This is a genomic window from Bdellovibrio sp. HCB274, from assembly GCF_047306075.1.
GTDB lineage: Bacteria > Bdellovibrionota > Bdellovibrionia > Bdellovibrionales > Bdellovibrionaceae > Bdellovibrio.
In genome coordinates this window covers 1,283,199-1,299,315 of the sequence record NZ_CP178623.1, presented here as the reverse complement: position 1 = coordinate 1,299,315, position 16,117 = coordinate 1,283,199, and the positions used below count along the sequence as shown (strand labels likewise).

At 45.0% G+C, this 16,117-nt stretch carries 17 protein-coding genes; 7 read left to right on the top strand and 10 right to left on the bottom strand.

Annotation, left to right across the window (positions count from 1 at the left end):
* Nucleotides 1–125 precede the first annotated feature (125 nt).
* Complete coding sequence (locus tag ACLWNV_RS06370; RefSeq protein ID WP_413587093.1) at nucleotides 126–1,919, top strand: hypothetical protein; 1,794 nt, start codon at nucleotides 126–128, stop codon at nucleotides 1,917–1,919.
* On the opposite strand, the gene ACLWNV_RS06365 is transcribed toward ACLWNV_RS06370, so the two are convergent.
* The 5 genes from ACLWNV_RS06365 to ACLWNV_RS06345 all read right to left on the bottom strand — a co-directional run bounded on the left by ACLWNV_RS06365 (nucleotide 1,916) and on the right by ACLWNV_RS06345 (nucleotide 5,354).
* Nucleotides 1,916–2,674 carry a hypothetical protein gene (locus ACLWNV_RS06365; protein ID WP_413587092.1) on the bottom strand — a complete coding sequence of 253 codons (759 nt, stop codon included), beginning with the start codon at nucleotides 2,672–2,674 and terminating at the stop codon, nucleotides 1,916–1,918. The two genes, ACLWNV_RS06370 and ACLWNV_RS06365, sit on opposite strands and share 4 nt — an antisense overlap.
* Nucleotides 2,671–3,495 (bottom strand): DUF4423 domain-containing protein, encoded by an 825-nt coding sequence (locus ACLWNV_RS06360; protein ID WP_413587091.1) that lies wholly within the window; start codon nucleotides 3,493–3,495, stop codon nucleotides 2,671–2,673. Before ACLWNV_RS06360 ends, ACLWNV_RS06365 begins: the two co-directional genes overlap by 4 nt.
* Before the next feature lie 64 nt (nucleotides 3,496–3,559).
* Nucleotides 3,560–4,009 (bottom strand): hypothetical protein, encoded by a 450-nt coding sequence (locus ACLWNV_RS06355; RefSeq protein WP_413587090.1) that lies wholly within the window; start codon nucleotides 4,007–4,009, stop codon nucleotides 3,560–3,562.
* A 30-nt stretch (nucleotides 4,010–4,039) separates the two neighbouring features.
* Nucleotides 4,040–4,711, bottom strand: a complete 672-nt coding sequence (locus tag ACLWNV_RS06350) for an outer membrane beta-barrel protein (RefSeq protein WP_413587089.1) — start codon at nucleotides 4,709–4,711, stop codon at nucleotides 4,040–4,042.
* A gap of 226 nt (nucleotides 4,712–4,937) precedes the next feature.
* Nucleotides 4,938–5,354, bottom strand: a complete 417-nt coding sequence (locus ACLWNV_RS06345) for a hypothetical protein (protein WP_413587088.1) — start codon at nucleotides 5,352–5,354, stop codon at nucleotides 4,938–4,940.
* A 161-nt stretch (nucleotides 5,355–5,515) separates the two neighbouring features.
* Here ACLWNV_RS06345 and ACLWNV_RS06340 point away from each other — a divergent pair, with 161 nt between their 5' ends.
* A complete protein-coding gene (locus ACLWNV_RS06340; protein WP_413587087.1) occupies nucleotides 5,516–6,025 on the top strand; it encodes a GNAT family N-acetyltransferase in 510 nt (169 codons plus the stop codon).
* A gap of 61 nt (nucleotides 6,026–6,086) precedes the next feature.
* A complete protein-coding gene (locus ACLWNV_RS06335; protein WP_413587086.1) occupies nucleotides 6,087–7,001 on the top strand; it encodes a LysR substrate-binding domain-containing protein in 915 nt (304 codons plus the stop codon).
* A 39-nt stretch (nucleotides 7,002–7,040) separates the two neighbouring features.
* Here the strand turns inward: ACLWNV_RS06335 and ACLWNV_RS06330 are convergent, their stop codons facing one another.
* The 5 genes from ACLWNV_RS06330 to ACLWNV_RS06310 form a co-directional block, all read right to left on the bottom strand.
* A complete protein-coding gene (locus ACLWNV_RS06330; RefSeq protein ID WP_413587085.1) occupies nucleotides 7,041–7,931 on the bottom strand; it encodes a pirin family protein in 891 nt (296 codons plus the stop codon).
* A gap of 142 nt (nucleotides 7,932–8,073) precedes the next feature.
* Nucleotides 8,074–8,451, bottom strand: coding sequence for a hypothetical protein (locus tag ACLWNV_RS06325; protein WP_413587084.1), 378 nt, complete (start codon nucleotides 8,449–8,451; stop codon nucleotides 8,074–8,076).
* Between the two features lie 116 nt (nucleotides 8,452–8,567).
* Complete coding sequence (locus ACLWNV_RS06320; RefSeq protein ID WP_413587083.1) at nucleotides 8,568–9,260, bottom strand: transporter substrate-binding domain-containing protein; 693 nt, start codon at nucleotides 9,258–9,260, stop codon at nucleotides 8,568–8,570.
* A 231-nt stretch (nucleotides 9,261–9,491) separates the two neighbouring features.
* Nucleotides 9,492–10,484 carry an extracellular solute-binding protein gene (locus ACLWNV_RS06315; protein ID WP_413587082.1) on the bottom strand — a complete coding sequence of 331 codons (993 nt, stop codon included), beginning with the start codon at nucleotides 10,482–10,484 and terminating at the stop codon, nucleotides 9,492–9,494.
* 137 nt (nucleotides 10,485–10,621) lie between these two features.
* Nucleotides 10,622–11,734, bottom strand: coding sequence for a hypothetical protein (locus ACLWNV_RS06310; protein WP_413587081.1), 1,113 nt, complete (start codon nucleotides 11,732–11,734; stop codon nucleotides 10,622–10,624).
* A 391-nt stretch (nucleotides 11,735–12,125) separates the two neighbouring features.
* Here ACLWNV_RS06310 and ACLWNV_RS06305 point away from each other — a divergent pair, with 391 nt between their 5' ends.
* The 4 genes from ACLWNV_RS06305 to ACLWNV_RS06290 all read left to right on the top strand — a co-directional run bounded on the left by ACLWNV_RS06305 (nucleotide 12,126) and on the right by ACLWNV_RS06290 (nucleotide 16,028).
* A complete protein-coding gene (locus tag ACLWNV_RS06305; RefSeq protein WP_413587080.1) occupies nucleotides 12,126–12,686 on the top strand; it encodes a pentapeptide repeat-containing protein in 561 nt (186 codons plus the stop codon).
* A gap of 112 nt (nucleotides 12,687–12,798) precedes the next feature.
* Complete coding sequence (locus ACLWNV_RS06300; protein WP_413587079.1) at nucleotides 12,799–14,367, top strand: nitrous oxide reductase family maturation protein NosD; 1,569 nt, start codon at nucleotides 12,799–12,801, stop codon at nucleotides 14,365–14,367.
* 17 nt (nucleotides 14,368–14,384) lie between these two features.
* The gene (locus tag ACLWNV_RS06295) at nucleotides 14,385–14,792 is read left to right on the top strand and encodes a hypothetical protein (protein WP_413587078.1); all 408 of its coding nucleotides are present in this window, start codon (nucleotides 14,385–14,387) and stop codon (nucleotides 14,790–14,792) included.
* A gap of 96 nt (nucleotides 14,793–14,888) precedes the next feature.
* Nucleotides 14,889–16,028 carry a winged helix-turn-helix domain-containing protein gene (locus ACLWNV_RS06290; RefSeq protein WP_413587077.1) on the top strand — a complete coding sequence of 380 codons (1,140 nt, stop codon included), beginning with the start codon at nucleotides 14,889–14,891 and terminating at the stop codon, nucleotides 16,026–16,028.
* Nucleotides 16,029–16,117: the final 89 nt, after the last annotated feature.

Sequence of the window (16,117 nt, the reverse complement as noted above, 5' to 3'; positions counted from 1 at the left end):
ACCCCGTTTTAATCGGAAAGTATCTTATCTGGCGATGGAAATAGTACAGGGGCCAGAGCATAAAATGGCTAAATTTTCGTTATAATGATATCAGCGGATACCCAGATTTCCGGAGGTTCCGCTTGATGCAAAAATTGCTATCCCTGATTGTGGCCTTAAGCGCATTTTCCTCCGTATCCCAGGCAGGCCCCCTCCTTCAACCTGGTGCGGGAAATGCTTCGGTCAGTGTTCCGGGAAATTCGCTTGCGGAAAAAAAGATTCGCTGGATCTGGTCCCATCGCAATGACTTTATCAAAGCCTGCGCAATGAGTGACTGCATTCAACAAGAGCCGCTGAAATCCCTGCTGCCCAAACTTTATCAAATTGCAAAATCTTCTGATCAAATTCAGTTGCAGTTCGTCAGTGAAAAATCCAATCCAGGATTCTTTTCTTCAAATCTGGGGGAATCCCACCGGATTGCCATCACTGGCCGTAGTCCTGACAGTCCGATTTATTTCAACACCGATCTTATTGCCAATCTTACTTTCGAAAACATAGTGGCAATCCTATTCCACGAGTGGACTCATCATCTTGGAATAAGCGACGACAGCCAACGTCTGCCCGATCAAGTCGGCGCGTTGATGGCAAAGGATTTCACTAAAAATCTGCTTTATTCGCCTTATGCCGGTCCGGACAATCTACGTATGGAATCAGCGGTTTTCCAGTTCCCTGTTCCCAAGGACAATTTAGAACAAAGATTTTTCAACCATGCCTTCGCTTTTTTGACCGATGGAAATAATTTTTTGGATACGGATCTTGGTAAGTTCACTTTGGTATCTGCCTGCGACAAAGAAGATCACCAGATCGCTGCTCAAAAAACAGGGACTCCGCATTGGCGTGATCTGGGAGTCTCCGACGGAAAACGCAACCTGCGATTGACGATGATCCTTGGTAACACTTGCTACAAGGCAAATGCCGCGGGGCAACTCGTCGACTATCACTTTGCCCGTCGTGGTTATAAGTTTGATATCGTCTTGGATAAAAATGGCTTGCTGGATTCCAGCTCCGAAGAGCTTCTTGGAGATTCCTTGGCTGCGGATCTGGATTTCGTTTCCACGCTTGAGTTTTTGTCAGTTAATTACAACAAGAACCAGGTTAAAGCTGGTGAAGCGATTCAAATCTCCATGCGGGTGAAAAGCTATACGGATTTAAAACCCCACCATTGCGATTTTGGAATCAGCCAGGAAGGAGCTCCTTTGCAGGCAGGTGGTTATCCCCTGGTCAGCAATACGCCGAACTGTCAGGTAAAAGTCGTTGGCGAGAATCTTTGGGAGATTTCCACTTCGTTCACTGTCCCACCTGACATGGTGGGAGGTAACTACTATCCACGAATCATTAAGGTGGTTGGTGATGGAGAGCCCAACACTGCGCTTTTATTTTTACCGGAGCAAAATGGTTTTAACGTGGGCAATGTGCCCGGCAGCTCGGGGATTGCTGTTCAATCGGTTAAAGTCCTGGGACCAAAATCCACTGCAAAATTTGGCGACCAGCCTTTGACCAACTCCTACGTCTACAGCCAAGGTCAGCAGATTGAGGTACGAATTGATGTTAAGTCAGCCTCTTCGGTGCGAATCAAGGGCCTTGCGACATACACCCTGGCTGCGATCAATAACGAACTACAGGCGGTTCAAAACCAGGGACCTCTGGAGGATTTTACAGGCTTTATGATGAAGCAAAGAACTGTGGATGCAGGACCTGGAATGAAAACGATCATTCTGACTTTCACGATCCCGCAAGCTTGGCAGAACGCACCATTATTCGGGATGAGCCTTCAAGGAATTTATCTTGAGGACGAAGGCTTCCAACAAACCGTTTGGCAAGCCGCTGGCACTTGGGATTATCTTTTCATTGAACAAAGATTGTTCGATTCCAATCGCTAACGAAGATGCAACCGGCCGTCTTTAATAAGTAAATCAATCGGCAATCGTTTTGATGCAGGCTTACCGTCACATTCGAAATAGCTGTCGACTACGACCAGCAATCGAATGGAGTCCTCCCGCTTTTGCACAGAAGTCAGGGCGGGATTGATCATTTTTATGTTGGTTACTTCTCCCCCACACAAGCGGCTTCGGTACACATCCGGGGTAAAACTGACAGGTAGTGTTCCCGCATAGAACAAATGAATCCATCCGGCAGAGTCAGTCCACAACAGTTCTTCACCGAAATTATTCAGCACCAGGGTTTTTTCAATGTTCCCCAGAATTCGCAGCAAATTGTCTCTGTTCAGTGCGAATTCCGCAGGATTAAAATAGTTCTTCAATGCGTAGATATCCAATAGCACTGCATAGGACTCATGCAAAGACAGAACGCCATTTCCATCCCGATCATAATCTCCAAGATTTGCCGCCCAAATAGTCCAGGCATCACCGTCTATTGAGAATTTACTTCCGCTGCTCGCATAGTCAAACTTCAAGGTTGAGTATCTCAACGCTGCGATAAACGAATTTAAAAATGTTTTTTCTGTTTTCAAATGCCCGGAAAAGACTTCTGCATTGGCCAAAATCGTACCGGCATTTTCTTTGGCATAGACGATATTCTGTTCGGTAATACCAGCGGCATTACCAACTTCTTTCCAGCCATGGGAGATGGATACCCATGCGGTCATAACAACTATTACAAGAACTTGAAACTTCATACGTTGCCCTTTTTCGAAGTCACCGGAATCAACTGGATTCCCAAACTATACAGTTCGTTTTTATTTTCACCTTGTTGCATGTTTGTCGCAAATTCGCGGCGGAACTTTTTTAAAGCTTCCAGAGCTTTGGGATAGTCCTGCGCGTCCATAGCGAAAATCATATGGGAAACATCGCGCTCGTTGCGATCACCTTGATCAACACTTTCAGTGGCCTTGGCCATCATCTGCAGGTGGTATTCCCGGATTTCACGGGAAGGTACATCTGTGGTGATTGAATGATTTGCGCCCGTTTGTCGGTATTTTCCGTCTACGATTTCAATCAATTCAAAATTCAGAAGTCTTTCCAATGATTCCGAAACCAGAAAAATATCCAAGTCCAAACGGTCTGCCATCCACTCCGGATTGCTTTCAAAACCATCCAGCTCCATCAATTCCAAAAGCGCCAGATGCTGCCAGTCCGAGATGATTTTAAAACGTTCAAGATCAAGCTCACTGTAGCCGTGAATAGCCTGGAAACTTTTAAGGACTTCCTTGGCTTGTTCTTTTCTGAAAGAGTTGCGGCTGTGTTCAGCCTCCACCATGATTAAAAAATGCTGAGTTTCGACTTCGGACAGTTTTAAATGCGCGCAAAGCAGTTCTGCCGCATGATTTGAAAGACCGCACTTACCGCGTAAAACTTCAGACAATTTGGAAGCCGAGATATCCAAATCCCGTGCAAACGCCCGCAGGGAATACAGAGAATTCCGACGACAACGTCGCCGAAATTCTCGCTCAATATACTGCCGATAGGTCGTCTCTGGCCGGGTAATGTCTAATTCCATGAAAGCCTCATACCTGAGGCCATCAATGAAATCAACCTCTGCCCGAACGTAGTGTTCGCTAAGTTTAACGCGACGCCCTTTTGGAGGTCTTTTCGCACTCATAGTTGATCTGCCATTCCTTGATTTGGGTTGTGCTTGAGGCAGTTTCAGTCGCCTGGCTTGGATCCTTTTGACCTGAGATCACGGGGATACCGAACAGATTCCCCACCTGGGATCCCTTGGCTCCTTCATTGTAAGAAGTATTGCCCTTCGTTGTGGTCTCTTGACCTACGACGACTTCACCTTCTTCCAAAACTTTCACGGTATAGGGCTGGCAGGTGCGCGCCATCATGGATTGAGCCTTCGCACGGTCTTCATCGCGATGATCCAATTTCATCGCCACAACACCACCAGACTGACCTTTCTTTTTCACGTCGCGGGCATAAGGCTGATAGGGCATCGTCACACAGCCGACCAATGAAACCGATACCGCTAATACAGATATTTGAAATAACTTTGTAACTAGATTTTTCATATTCGCTTCCTTTTGTTTTTAGATTTCAAATTAAAGTTGCAGGGAGTATCCAGCTTTAACGACAAAACCACTATTGTGACCGCCGCCATCTTTGGTTACATCCAGAAAACCACGCGTGTATTCAATGTCCAGATTTGCTTTTCCGGCGAACATTTCAGTCTCTGCTCCAAATCCGATGGAAGCCATCACATCTGTCGTGTTGAAATCAGAAGTCATGTCTGTCTCATCACTCACACCGAAAGTTTCTGTTTTGGATTTTGCTGACAACATATGCGCAACAGTGACACCACCAATAGCGCTGTAATTAACTGTGCTATAGGGCTGCTGGAAAATTTGATAACGGGCTTTTACCGGGATCGCAAGATACGTCAGATTTAGTTCTTGCTTGATAGCTGTGCCGCCAGAACTTACCCACACGTATTCTCTTTGGGCACCGGCTTGCAGGAACTCCAGGCCCGCTTCAACCGCAAGATTCTGACCAGGTGTTGGCATCAGGTAGGCAGCCCCAACAACGAAGCCACCCTTGGAAGAAAAATCATCGGCGATACCATCAATATTGAAGGAGCTAACACCGACATATGGTTTTAAAAAGTTTTGGTTTGAGCCTTGAGCGGATTCTGTCGCTGTTGATGTTTGGCTTGCCGCTTTTGCTGCGAGTGAAAATGCGAAAACAGACATTGCGATCAATAATTTTTTATTCATGTGAACTTTCGTTTCTAGTAGTTTTGTTTTTGTACATGTCGACAAAACAAAACCTACTAAAACTCGAATTCACTTTGCAAGGTTGGTGTTCACTGTATTGTTCGGAAGTGTTCAGCGAACAACACTGAACAATGAACAATTTGTTAACCCCACACGCGAAGACACGAACAAGAAGTTACTCTTGTTCGATGTCTAACAGAGAGCCCGGCATAAACCGGTTTTTTATTTAGTATACTTCCTGGAATGGAATCATTTTTACGATAAATTCGATCGCATTCAACTGGCAGAAAGCTGTAAAAGAACGACCCATAGAACCACCATCTGGGTCATGGTGAGCGCCACAACGCTCAACCATCGCGGTCAAAAGATCAGTGTCCGCTTTAACCGGCTGACGTTTCGCCAGGTCTGCTTCACAAACAGCGTAAGCCAAGCCAGCAGTTCTTACATCAAGGCCAGAACCCCACGCGCACGCTCCTGCAAGCTCCGCTGCCTGGTAGCAGTTTTCTGCCTGAGAAATCAAAGCCTGGAATACGGGCGGATTGTTATAAATATCATTACCTTTGGTGTCTTTGCATTCAGCGGCCATTGTTGTAGTAGCCGTTGCTAGAACCATTACTGCGAAAAGAGCTTTCAAAGAGTTCATAGGTCATTCCTTTTTTTAAAGTTATTAACTCGTTATGGGCGAAGTTATGTCCCAAAGCTAATGCCCTGTATAATAGAATGATTCGATTGTACGATTCTAAAATATAGAATGATGGAAAGAATTTGAATGCGCTAAAACAATATCAGCGCTATTCTTTCTCCATGAAATCGATGACGACTTCTACTCCCCAAGCGCCACGTCTAATCATCAAACCTTGGACAGAGGAACAGGCTGCCGATTTCCTGGAACTCTCCAATGACGAAGGCTTTACTCAGCATTTGATTACTGACTATAGACAAACGAGCATCGAGTCTGCGAAGGCCTGGATTAAAAACAATTCCGGAAAATTCGCTGTCATTGAAAAGTCCTCGGGAAATTTAATTGGCATGGGTGGACTGACAAAGTGGAGATTCAAGGACGAAGAGCTCTTTGATATCACATACCGCCTGCGTAGTTCGGCACAAGGAAAAGGTTACGGCCACGAGCTTGCTCGTGCTCTGGTTGATTTTGGTTTTAACGAACTTCACCTGGATCAGATCACAGCTACGATCACACCGGACAATATTCCCTCCAAGAAACTCGCAGAAAAACTTGGAATGCAGTTCGATCAGCGGATTGAATTATTAGGTGTACCTACGGACCTCTATCGCCTATTTGCTAAAGAACGTTAATGAAAAAGATTGCTGCGAAGTTTTGATTGCTTAATGGGATTTCAAGTCGGAACATATCGCTATGCAAGCTGATATGGATTTAAATGAAATACATATTTTCGTACGGGTAGTTCAAGTTGGTAGCTTTAATAAAGCTGCCGCCCAACTGGGCATGCCGAACTCTACAGTAAGCACCAAAGTGTCAACTTTGGAAAAGCGTCTGGGTATTACCTTGCTTCACCGTACTACCAGAAAATTAAGCCTTACCCAAGCGGGCGAAGTATTCTTTCAAAGTGCATTGAAACACATTGAAGGACTGATTTCAGCCGAGCAAGAAGCAAGCCTTAGTCAAAGTGAACCCTCTGGCACCTTACGCATCACTGCTCCTTCGATGTTCTCAAGCAGCGTGCTTCCGGAAGTCATTGCAGCTTACACGGAAAAATTTCCTAAGGTCGCAGTCGAACTTATAGCCTCCGATACGTCCCTGGATTTAATTTCAGAAAATATTGATATTGCTATCAGAGCGGGTTCTTTAAGTGACTCTGCCATGAAGTCCTTAAAATTGGGTGTCAGTTATTTTGCACCATTCGCCAGTAGCTCGTACCTTAAAACTCACGAAAAGATAACTCATCCCAAGGACCTTTTAAATCATACCTGCGTTCAGTTTACTCCGCTGGGAAGAAATAGATGGGAGTTCACCAGTCAAAGTAAAACTCGCGTTAACGTGGCGATGAAACAAAAGCTGATTTTAAATGAGCTTTATCTGGTGCGCGAACTGGCGGTCTCAGGCCAAGGTGTGGCACTGCTTCCGACTTTTGTTTGCGAAAAAGATGTCGGGCAAAAACAGCTGACACGTATTCTTCGTGACTGGCGCTCGGAAGCAAAAGATGTGCAGTTTGTTTATCCTGCGCAAAAATATGTTTCCCCTAAACTTTCGGAATTTATTTCGTTGGCTGGCGCCATGATTAAGAAAAGACTTATCTCGTCGGAGTTCTAAAAAAACCAGGAGCCTTGTGGCTCCCGGTTATCCACGAATTTAAACCTGCGATCCTTCAATACCAGAGATCGTACCCATTTTGCCGCTGTTAAAGTCCATGAATGCTTGTTGAATCTCGGCGGAGGAGTTCATCACAAACGGTCCATAGCCTACAACGGGTTCATTGATCGGCTCCCCGCCCAGAATCAAAATTTTGGCATCACTTGTCGCCTGAAGAGTAAAGTCCTCTTCATCCCTGCTAAGAACTGCGATTTCAGCATCACCAATTGTTTCACCAGATGCCAGACGAACCTGCCCGCTTAACACAAACACCATGGTCGTATGACCCGTTGGCATTTTTAACTCCGCCGTGTGCCCTGAATTTAAACGTACATCCCAGAGATGCAGTGGTGTGAATGTTTTCGCAGGACCCTTTTGACCTGCAAACTCACCCGCAATCACTCGAAGGCTGCCGCCGCCATCCGGAAAGTCAACTTTAGGCACATCGGCATTGCGAATGCCCTGATAGCGTGGTTTCGACATTTTGTCTTTAGCTGGTAAGTTCACCCACAACTGCACCATTTCAAAGCGACCACCGGTTTTCGAAAACTCCTTACCGTGTCGCTCTTCATGCACCAATCCCGAAGCCGCGGTCATCCACTGGATATCCCCAGGGCCGATCACGCCGCCACCGCCGGAAGAGTCTCGATGTTCCACCTCGCCCGAATAAACAATCGTCACCGTCTCAAAACCACGATGGGGATGTTCTCCCACACCACGTCGCTGAGGACTGGCGTTTGCTGGGAACTCGGCTGGACCCGCATAGTCCATTAACAGAAATGGAGACACTTCTTTCGTCATGCCACTGTAACTAAAAATAGATCTAACTGGGAATCCATCCCCTACCCAATGGGCACGGTCACTACGTTGAGAGAATAAAAGCTTTTTCATAAGGTGATTCCTCCTTTTGAACTACTATACGCTCATAGGGGGATCACCACTAGATGGGATAATGCGAAGACATTATTCATTACATTGAATAATAAGTGCTGAATGAGCGCGGGATCAGTACCCGCGCCATGTATTGTGGTAACTATTGCGCCAGAAGTGATTGGCCTTCGGTAGTCATTGTTACCGGGATATATGCAAATGCGTCTTGAGTATCATCCGTTGTCATTTCGCCCTGGGCTTTTGCCAAAACAGTCTTACGACCGTCTGAAAGTTGGCAAGAAATGATCACGGCATCAGAACTTACTTGAGTGAACACCAAAGTTTGCTGGCATTTAACGTCCTTGATTTTTACTTTGTCACAAAAAGCGACGCCATAAAGTTCCGTGCAGGGAAATACAAATCCAGAATACTCGGGATCAAGGTGCAAACCCAAAACGATTTTGGCGGCTGGATTGATGGCTTGTGCACTTAAAGAAAATGAAAGTAAAATCGCGGAAATAAATATAGTAGAAGTTTTCATGGCGCGTGAGTTACCACGGAATACGCCCCCCGCCGAGCACTTCCTAAACTTTTTAAATTATTTATGCAGTGCAGATTTGGAACAGCCCAGATTCCTTACAATCAGGTGATGAATGTTTATTTTTTGATAAGCGCGGGGGTCACGAAGTCGGCGTAAGTATCTGTAATTCGTTGCCAAGTTCCATCTTTAACCATTTCGTTTAGGGCTTGAGTGATCGCCTGAATGTCTTCTGCTCTGGATTTGTTACGATAGTAAATACCGATCTCAAAGGTTTTATCTTTATCAGTAATTCGTTCAAACCCTTTCAACGCCTGCACCTTTTCGAAATACTTGTGTACCCATTCATTCTGAACAACAGCAGCCTGGGGCCATTTCTTAAGACTTCTATATGAGGCTTGCAGAGACGGAGCCGTGATAAAGCGCTGGGCTTGACTCAACTTCTTTGTTTCCTCTGCCGTGAAAAAATAGGCAGCCGCGGGAAGAACAATGAAACTTACTTTGGGATCATCGATCAGCGTCTGAAAGGTTTTGTGCTCCGCTGCGATCTTTTCGGATGTTAAAGCCTGTCTCTCCACTTTTTGTATCGGAATGAAGTTCGCGACTTCATCGAACACCGGATTCTTGATTGTGACCACGACCAAGTCGATACGATAAGACTTTAACTCTGACAGCAGCCGCGATCGATTCATGGGAATTGGCGCAAACTTGCAGGAAGTGCGCGATCGCAACTCATTCACAGTATCGTAGCTGACGCCGGTAAAGTTTCTAGAATGAGGCGCTTGAAAGTAAAGGGGCTCTGATTCGTTCACAGCGACCTTATAGGTTCCCAAACAGGGTTCTGAAGACGGCAGAGCGAACACCACCTGTGAGCACGTCAGAAGGCTTATGGTTAGAAGAGCTAAAAAATACATCTCCTTATAATGCCCGAAGGAAAAGTAAACTTCTTGTGTATTTAGGCAAAATCGTCATTTTTGAAACATTGGTGCCAGGTCCTATTCCTGTAAGCGGTGCATCCGTAAACAGGACCTGGCACCATTTAATTATTTATAGCCTGCTTTGATCATCATTTCGATGCCCACTGGAACAAAGTTAGAAACTTCATTCACATTGCTAGCGTCCTCAACAAATGGACCGAATTCTTTAAGAATTGGCGCGATGTCAGCTTCTTTGCTTGCAGGATACTGACTGAAGCTACCCGCAACTGCTTCTTGAACTTGTTTTGAAACCATGAATTCCAGAAATGCATTGGCTTTCGCTACATTCTTGGAAGACTTAGTAATAGCGATGCCTACACCATTGATGTGTGCGCCGATTTTGTCTTGCTCAAGGAAGCGAACGCCCACTGGGAAATTCACATCATCACGTACGATAGGTGCCAAGTAGTAGGTATTTGCAACACCAATCGCACAAGTGCCGTTAGCGATAGCTGCGATTACGTCACGGTCACCTTTAAGTGGCTCTACCGCCAGGTTGTTCACCCAAGAAGCCAAAAGCGCTTCAGTTTGTGTGGCACCGAAGTGTTTTACAAAGTAAGCAGCCATGCCTTCGTTGTAGCTGTTTTTAGAAGTTCTGACGCACAATTGGCCTTTCCATTTTGGGTTGCCAAGGTCTGCATAGGTATTCAACTCTGCAGGATTCACCTTCTGTTTGTTGAACATCACAGTGCGCGCGCGGTAGAACAACAAGAACCAGTTATTATCATTAGAGATCAAATGAGATGGAACTTTTTGAGAGACTTTACCAGTCGAAAATGACTGCAAGAATGCTTTACGATTCGCCTCACCCATATACACAATGTCTTTATCCAGATAAAGATCGGCACGTGAGTTTTGGCCTTCAGCTTCCAACTGTTTCAACAGTTCAGCAGAAGAAGCAAAAACCACTTCCACTTCAACACCCGTCATTTGTGTGAATGGTTTCAGAATAGGTGCCAGTCTTTCACCGTCGTAAGAAGAATAAATAACCAGCTTGTCCGTGTTCGCCTGAACAGTAAACGCTGCCAAAAGGGTCACAATCGCAATCAAAATTCTCATAGGTCTGCTCCTTTAAAACTTTGAACAGTCCTAATTGATCGCTGCAGCTCAGGTCAAATTTTTGGCAGAAAATCGTGATTTGATATCAGTTCACTTTCACTCTTTTTACTTTTGTGAAGAAAAATGTACCTAGCACCTTATTTATACGCAATCTTGATATAGGTAGAAGGACCCGGGCGGCCGTATTCGTTTACCAATCGAACTTCCAAGTCATTCTTGGCTTGCAGAGCGGACCATTCAAAAGAATTTCCTCTAATGCTGACCCATTTTCCCTGAGGCGATGTTCGGTACTGATAGCTTTCTTTAATTTTGGAAGCAGTTTTAAGTACGACTCTAAAAGATGGCTTTACGGCAAACAAAGCCATCTTTTGCAAATAGTCTTCATCGGAATTGATTCCCAAAGTTTTGAACTTTCTTGTCGCCTCGACTCCCGCATCTGTATAGCTTAGCAATACTGCCACCCGATTCATCTCTGGATAAAATAATTCCGGGCGAGTCATATAAAGCGCATTATCCAGTCGCAATCCCTGAAAAGCTAGAGGCATACCTTTCTGCTCAAGCAGAAGCGACGGCCCCATGTTTAGCGCCTCGCTATAAACAGTGATGTGACCAAAGTATTCTTTAAGAAATGCTTTATAGCTTTCCTTTTCAGACTTACTGGAAAGAGCGTTAGTACAATCCGGCGCCACTTTGACTGCTAACGTTGAATAACGACCGGCTTTCTTTTCTTTGAAGATCTCATAGTAATTCAGCGGAATTTTAGATTTCTCCGTCGTTAAGTAGGTTCCAAACTGCGGGTCCAGGAAAATCCACTTCTGAAGATCATTCAACCACACTTCCATGACGACGTGCCCTTGACCATAGCCTCCGTAAGCAACGTCATTGCTTCTTAAAGCAAGACTGCGTGTGATGAACCCAAATGCTTGCAGAACTTCGGCAAGGACGACGCCATATTCGACGCAACGAAACCGTTCGTTCTTTTTATGGACAGCTTTCAGAATATCAAGTGCTTGAAAACTTGCAGGTGGAGCATGAAATCCGTCATGCTGCCATTGATTACTAACCCAGCTTAATGCTGAAACAACAAAATCAGTTTCGCTGCCTTTAGATTGCTTAAAACCGTTGGCTTCAATATAGCTTCTCAACTTCTTAAGTTGAGCTCTATCAATTGGTGCGTAAACCCAATCAGAAACCGACAACGCATCCAGTGAGTTATTAGACTTTACGACTGAAATTTTCTTAAGCTTCATTGCTGATCTTTCTATGCGGGTGCCTAATAATTGGGACATTCTTTATTCTGATTAGCAAGATTAATTGACACAAACTTCCACCACCACTCGCAAACGCGTCAAATCAGGACCAGACAATAACTAAATTTTGCCCGTTTAAACGCGCTGGAACCACTCTACCTTCTGTGATTTTCAATTTCATCATTCGGCGTTCGACCAGGGGTTTTTATAATTCAATACAGAGCGTTTTAAGAGCTTCAGAAATCGGAAAATACCAACCTCTTAACACCTTTGGGAATTCGGATTTCAAGCATCTCCTGCCGAACAGAAAGTCTTTTACTTTAAAGGTGCCAGGTCCTATTCCTGTAAACGGCGCATACAGGAATAGGACCTGGCACCACAGGAGGCATCCGTGAAATACACCACTGCGAGCGAAAGCGAATTACAAAATCTTCTGAATGAAAGTCGTTCGGAGATTTCAGGATATGAATTCGAAAAAATCGATCTGACTGAATACGAGTTGAAAAGTGCGGTATTTATTGACTGCAAGTTTATCGGGTGCCACTTGGCCAACTGCTCGCTGTTAAACGTATCACTTCGCGGAGTGGTCTTTGAAGATTGCAACCTGATGGGGATCAATTGGACTGAGGTTCGCAAAAATGGCAGTTTCAGCTTTAAAGGATGCAAGCTTGATTACAGCAGCTTTCAAGCTGTTGACCTGCGCGGAGTCAGTTTTGAAAATTGCGTGATTCGCGAGGCCGACTTTTCTGGAGCAAACCTTTCCAAATCCTCATTCTCCCAGGCAAACTTATCCGGAACTTCTTTTGCAAATGCCAATTTGGAAAAAGCCGACCTAAGAGGCGCGCGAAGTTACTTTATCCATCCTAAATTCACCAAAATCAAAGATGCTCACTTCTCGTTCCCTGAGGCTCTTGTACTCATCGAAGCCATGGGAGCAAAAATAGAAATCTAAATCAGAACGTTTGTTCTGATAGTGCGGTCTATAATATGTTGTTTACCATGCCGGGTTGACTCCCTTGTTTGTGGAAAATTAGATTTTTCCAATCAAACGAAAGGGTGTTTTTATGAAACTACAAGCTCGTTATCTGGCGGGATTGGTTCTTTGTCTGCTCTGCTCGGAAGCTTTTTCAGCAGATATATATGTGTCTGCTAATGGGACTGATTCAGGTAATTGCCAAAACAGCTCACAACCCTGCCAAACAATCAGTTATGGTATTGGTGCTAGTTCTGATGGCGATACGGTTCACATAGCTCCGGGCTCTTATGCCGAAACGGGACCCATCGCGATCAACAACAGTATTTCGATCGTGGGCCCCCAGGCCGGCGTGGATGCCCGACAACGAGTCATTTTGGGGTACAGCGAAGCTACGATTAATATTGGACACGGTTTTGTCGTCAATGCCAACCGGGTTTCCTTCGATGGGTTGCAACTGGTCGACTCAAACATGTATGCGATCCAAATCTCAACGGGCTTTCATGGCGCAACAATTCAAAATAACATTTTCCGCAACAATCCAAACAGTCTGGGGCTAGCGAATAACGGCGCATCTCCATTAGTTGTTTCAAAGAATGCATTTCTTAACGGAAAAGTTTCAGCTGCGATCATAGTCTACAACGGCAACAACTACCCAATTTCCAACGTAATTGTTAGCGATAATTTATTCAGAGACAATGCTCCCGTTGCGATTGACTTTGAAGGTTGGGGGCCTACGGCTACCCATTCAAATATCACCATTGAAAACAACAATATTCAGAACAGCAAATACGGAATTATTTTTCAGACGACAGGAAGTAGCATCGTCACTGGAAACACTTTCGAAAATCCTCCAGAGATTACTGCTATTGGAATCTGGATCATCGGTTCAAACGATGGAATTACAGTCACTCAGAATTCCTTCAGCGGAGGTTCTTATGGAGTTTATCTGAACCAGCTTTCTGGCTATGCAAACTCCAACATTGATGTTAACCGAAATTCCTTTGGGAACTTCTCCGAAGGAGGAGTTGGAGCTTCGGTCATGCCTTTGCAACGTGAAGGCTTTGCTTCCTGTAACTGGTGGGGTGATGCTTCAGGACCCAAGTATCCATTGAATCCCGATGGAACTGGAGCCGCTCTTGTCGGCGAATTCGAGCTTACTGATTTTGAGCCCTGGCTGAAAACAGCAAACTTAAATGGCATTTGCGGTAACGAGCCGCCCCCTCCCCCTGATGATAGCAAGACATCTCCTGATTTTGCCGGTACATGGCGGGCTGGTGACAAGTGTCTTGTGATTTCCAGTGATCTTATTGCGACGAAAAGTTCAAAAGCGTTCGGTCCTATTCGAATTAAAAGTCAGGATGGTTTGCTGATGTCCTTCGGTACTCCTTTAGAGCCTGCGGGAGTTTATACAAGAGCACTTATTACTTATGACGGAAAAAAGCCCAAATTCCAGGAAGTACGACTTCAGGGTAAAAACCGTCTTAAAGTGGATGAGTACTATAAGTTCGGAAACAGAAATCCACTTAATCACTTCGACACGGAAACTTATCATCGGGTTCGTCGTTGTGGCTGGAAGAAACATGTATTCCCTCCTCAGCCAAAACCTAATCCAAGTTCCGTATCATCAACCCAGGCGCAACTTCTGCCCTCCCACTAAGTAGATAGGAAACTAAAATGAAAACATTAAAATTAATTTTCTTACTCTTGCTTACGGTCAGTTGTTCAAACGCCTTGGCCAGAAATGACAAACTGGTCGGAAACTGGATTCGCATCGGGGGAGACTCCGCCTGGGGAAGAATCGACATCGATGATTCACTTCGCGCTAAAGGCTATCGCATGTGCGGGGACATCCTTTGCGGTGAACCTGTGATCTTCAGACTGGCAAGCTATGGACAAACCCGTCTGACTGTGTTTCATACCCGCGCAACTGGTTCTGTCACCGAGCCGAACGGAAACTTTACAGCAACCGAGATTATTGAAGTTGAAAACGGAAAAATGACGGTGCGTGAGTACCAAAAATCGAACACCCCCGGCTATCCGAGCTTGATTTATACAATGATCATGGCCAAGGGACGCCGCTAGAAAAAAGGTGCCAGGTCCTATTCCTGTATGCAGCGCATACGGGAATAGGACCTGGCACTTTACACATCGCTCTCAGTCCGTCATTGTTAAAATGATATGTCTGAAATCACACTTTCTAAAGCCCAGATCCGTTCTCTATGGTTGAGGTCCCAAGGACTTCACGAAGCCACATATTTCGGAAAAGGACCTAAGGCGATCGTCAAAGCCATCAAACATCTGGGATATGTACAGATCGATACGATCAGTGTGATCGAGCGCAGCCACCATCATATTTTGTATTCTCGTATACCCGATTACAAAACCTCATACCTGCATCAGGCACAAAACAAAGATAAAACTGTCTTCGAGTACTGGACTCATGCGCTGGCGTATATCGCGACCGAGGACTTTAAGTACTTTATCAATGATATGAAACGCCGTAAGAAAAACCCTTGGTACTCTACAGTAACCGATGCGGATATCAAAAAAGCGATGGCGCTAGTTAAGAAGCAGGGACCCATTTCCATCCGCGATGTGAATGACGAAGTACTGGTGGAGAAGGATCACCCATGGGCCAGCAAAAAGCCCTCTAAGAAAGCTCTGCAAAGTGCTTTCAATGCCGGGGATTTAGTAATCAGCGAACGCCAGGGGATGCTAAAGAAATACGAACTGACCAATCGCCATTTTGGTTGGACGAAAAGACCTAAGGCTGCAACTGCAGCTGAGGTATTGGATTATCACCTGGATCGCGCATTGCGCTCACAAGGTGTTGTCAGTGTTGATTCCATTTCTTATATGGAAAAGGTCGCACACAAAAAAGAAATACTAAAACTTCTGCAAGCACGAGTTCGTCAGGGGAAACTAATTCCCGTTAAAGCTGAAGGCGTTGATAAGGTTCAGTTTTGGATAGAGCCCACTCACCTTGATGAAGGTATCGATGATGCCGGTGATTTGACTCATATCCTGTCGCCATTTGATCCATTGGTGATTCAACGAAAACGATTTAATATGTTCTTTGGTTACGATCATCGTTTTGAGGCCTATGTGCCCAAAGAAAAAAGAAAGTACGGATACTTCACTCTACCCGTGATCATCGGCGACCAAGCCGTTGCGGTTTTAGATTTAAAAACGGACCGCCAAAATCAGAAGCTGCTAATTCAACAATGGAGCTGGCTGGAAAAGCACAAATCGCAAGCCAACAAGAAGCTCATTGAACAGGAACTTCAGCGTTTCGAGAAGTTTCAGCTTGCAAGATAAGGGTCGCGTTTTCTATTGCTATCGCTGAAACCAACCGCTCCGAAATTGCATTTCTCTATGGAACAGAAGATTTGTCTCAGCATGAGAAT

Bases quoted from the DNA above. Each gene is read 5' to 3' on its own strand.
- ACLWNV_RS06370 (WP_413587093.1), top strand. From the start codon at position 126: ATGCAAAAATTGCTATCCCTGATTGTGGCCTTAAGCGCATTTTCCTCC.
- ACLWNV_RS06365 (WP_413587092.1), bottom strand. From the start codon at position 2,674: ATGAAGTTTCAAGTTCTTGTAATAGTTGTTATGACCGCATGGGTATCC.
- ACLWNV_RS06360 (WP_413587091.1), bottom strand. From the start codon at position 3,495: ATGGAATTAGACATTACCCGGCCAGAGACGACCTATCGGCAGTATATT.
- ACLWNV_RS06355 (WP_413587090.1), bottom strand. From the start codon at position 4,009: ATGAAAAATCTAGTTACAAAGTTATTTCAAATATCTGTATTAGCGGTA.
- ACLWNV_RS06350 (WP_413587089.1), bottom strand. From the start codon at position 4,711: ATGAATAAAAAATTATTGATCGCAATGTCTGTTTTCGCATTTTCACTC.
- ACLWNV_RS06345 (WP_413587088.1), bottom strand. From the start codon at position 5,354: ATGAACTCTTTGAAAGCTCTTTTCGCAGTAATGGTTCTAGCAACGGCT.
- ACLWNV_RS06340 (WP_413587087.1), top strand. From the start codon at position 5,516: ATGAAATCGATGACGACTTCTACTCCCCAAGCGCCACGTCTAATCATC.
- ACLWNV_RS06335 (WP_413587086.1), top strand. From the start codon at position 6,087: ATGCAAGCTGATATGGATTTAAATGAAATACATATTTTCGTACGGGTA.
- ACLWNV_RS06330 (WP_413587085.1), bottom strand. From the start codon at position 7,931: ATGAAAAAGCTTTTATTCTCTCAACGTAGTGACCGTGCCCATTGGGTA.
- ACLWNV_RS06325 (WP_413587084.1), bottom strand. From the start codon at position 8,451: ATGAAAACTTCTACTATATTTATTTCCGCGATTTTACTTTCATTTTCT.
- ACLWNV_RS06315 (WP_413587082.1), bottom strand. From the start codon at position 10,484: ATGAGAATTTTGATTGCGATTGTGACCCTTTTGGCAGCGTTTACTGTT.
- ACLWNV_RS06310 (WP_413587081.1), bottom strand. From the start codon at position 11,734: ATGAAGCTTAAGAAAATTTCAGTCGTAAAGTCTAATAACTCACTGGAT.
- ACLWNV_RS06300 (WP_413587079.1), top strand. From the start codon at position 12,799: ATGAAACTACAAGCTCGTTATCTGGCGGGATTGGTTCTTTGTCTGCTC.
- ACLWNV_RS06295 (WP_413587078.1), top strand. From the start codon at position 14,385: ATGAAAACATTAAAATTAATTTTCTTACTCTTGCTTACGGTCAGTTGT.
- ACLWNV_RS06290 (WP_413587077.1), top strand. From the start codon at position 14,889: ATGTCTGAAATCACACTTTCTAAAGCCCAGATCCGTTCTCTATGGTTG.